The organism is Petralouisia muris, assembly GCF_004793545.1.
GTDB classification, from domain to species: Bacteria; Bacillota; Clostridia; order Lachnospirales; family Lachnospiraceae; genus Petralouisia; species Petralouisia muris.
Genome location: NZ_SRYA01000209.1, coordinates 1 through 1346, shown reverse-complemented (window position 1 = coordinate 1346; position 1346 = coordinate 1). Strand labels below are relative to the sequence as shown.

Genomic DNA, 1346 nt, shown 5'->3' with positions numbered 1-1346 from the left:
AAAAAGGAACCTTTTACAATTCAAATGTAAAAGATTCCTTAAGTTAATGACATTGAGATAAAGCACGGTTTTTATCCAGGCAGGCGCGTGATTTTGCCAGACATTATCAACATTCTACGATAGGTTACAATTACAGGATGTCAAATGTTGTTGCCGGGATAGGATGCGGGCAGATGCAGCATATTGAGGAGCATATACAGAAGAAACAAGAAATTTATCAAGCGTATAAAGAAGCCTTTTCGGATATAGAAGAAATAGAAATGAATCCTTTGAACAGAGAAGGGATTGACAACAACTGGCTTTCCTGCATGACGATTTCTCCGGGCAGCAGTGTAACGCCAACGCAGGTTATGGACGCCCTGGAGGCGGAATGCATTGAAACAAGACCGATATGGAAGCCGATGCATTTGCAGCCTGTATTTGAAGAATATGATTTTATTCAGGTAGAGGATGGGATAAGCGTTAGTGAAGATATTTTTCACAGAGGGCTTTGCCTGCCAAGTGATATTAAAAATACAAAAGAGGATATGGAGCGCATCATAAAAATTGTGAGGGGACAGTTTGGGTAGCGGCAGATTATGAAAGAAAAGGGATTTTATCAGATTGCTCTGATAATCATGTTGCAGAAAAAAAGATTTCCCCAAAAGAACAGGCCAAGGTAATGGAGTGTATCTTTAGTGACAATTCAAATTATTCAGAAGAAACGCAAAATAAACTGAAACAGGTCATGCTGGCATCGGAACAGGAGCAAACAGATATTTCCATATGAATGCATCCAGTTCATTGGCACGGGAAATAGCAATTGGGCTTGTGTCCGATTATTGCGCTCCGTAACGACAGGACTGATGGGTGTCTTTGACGCGGATGGCGTCAAAAACACCCACGAGGAATGGAGTGCCCAGGAGAGGGATGCGCAGAATGCGGCCCTCGAATCTCTGCTACGATATTTACTGACGGAGCATGTCTCCTTACATGATTTTTGGCAATACTATCATTCCAAGTGCCGCAATGCCGCAAACAGCATAAAGACTGTTTACAATTAAGCACACCTTCATCAGATTGTTTTGCGCTTTTGCTTTGACATAGGAAAAAATTGTGAATATTCCGATAAAAATCATAAACGCTGCATAGCAGGGAATCATGATATCCGCATAATCCAACGCCCATTGAAAATTCATTCTGAGGGGCAGAATCGTCCACGGAATAAAAAGCATAATGACGCTGATAGCGGTTAAAATTTTATTTTTCATAATGATTATCTCCTTTCAGCCTGCCCAAAACGAAGGCAGGAACTGAACCACTACCGGCTAAAGCCGGTAGGTTCGCTCTGCTGCTAAAGCAGCCTA

At 41.8% G+C, this 1346-nt stretch carries 1 protein-coding gene and 1 pseudogene; one reads left to right on the top strand and one right to left on the bottom strand.

The window, feature by feature from the left end:
- Positions 1 to 71: 71 nt before the first annotated feature.
- Positions 72 to 569: pseudogene (locus tag E5329_RS29095) on the top strand (DegT/DnrJ/EryC1/StrS family aminotransferase); the annotation flags it as partial.
- 399 nt (positions 570 to 968) lie between these two features.
- Here E5329_RS29095 and E5329_RS29085 read toward each other — a convergent pair.
- Positions 969 to 1250 carry a hypothetical protein gene (locus tag E5329_RS29085; RefSeq protein WP_135992573.1) on the bottom strand — a complete coding sequence of 94 codons (282 nt, stop codon included), beginning with the start codon at positions 1248 to 1250 and terminating at the stop codon, positions 969 to 971.
- Positions 1251 to 1346: the final 96 nt, after the last annotated feature.

What these genes read in the sequence shown, in the direction of transcription:
- E5329_RS29085 (WP_135992573.1), bottom strand. Translation starts at nt 1,250, where the DNA reads ATGAAAAATAAAATTTTAACCGCTATCAGCGTCATTATGCTTTTTATT.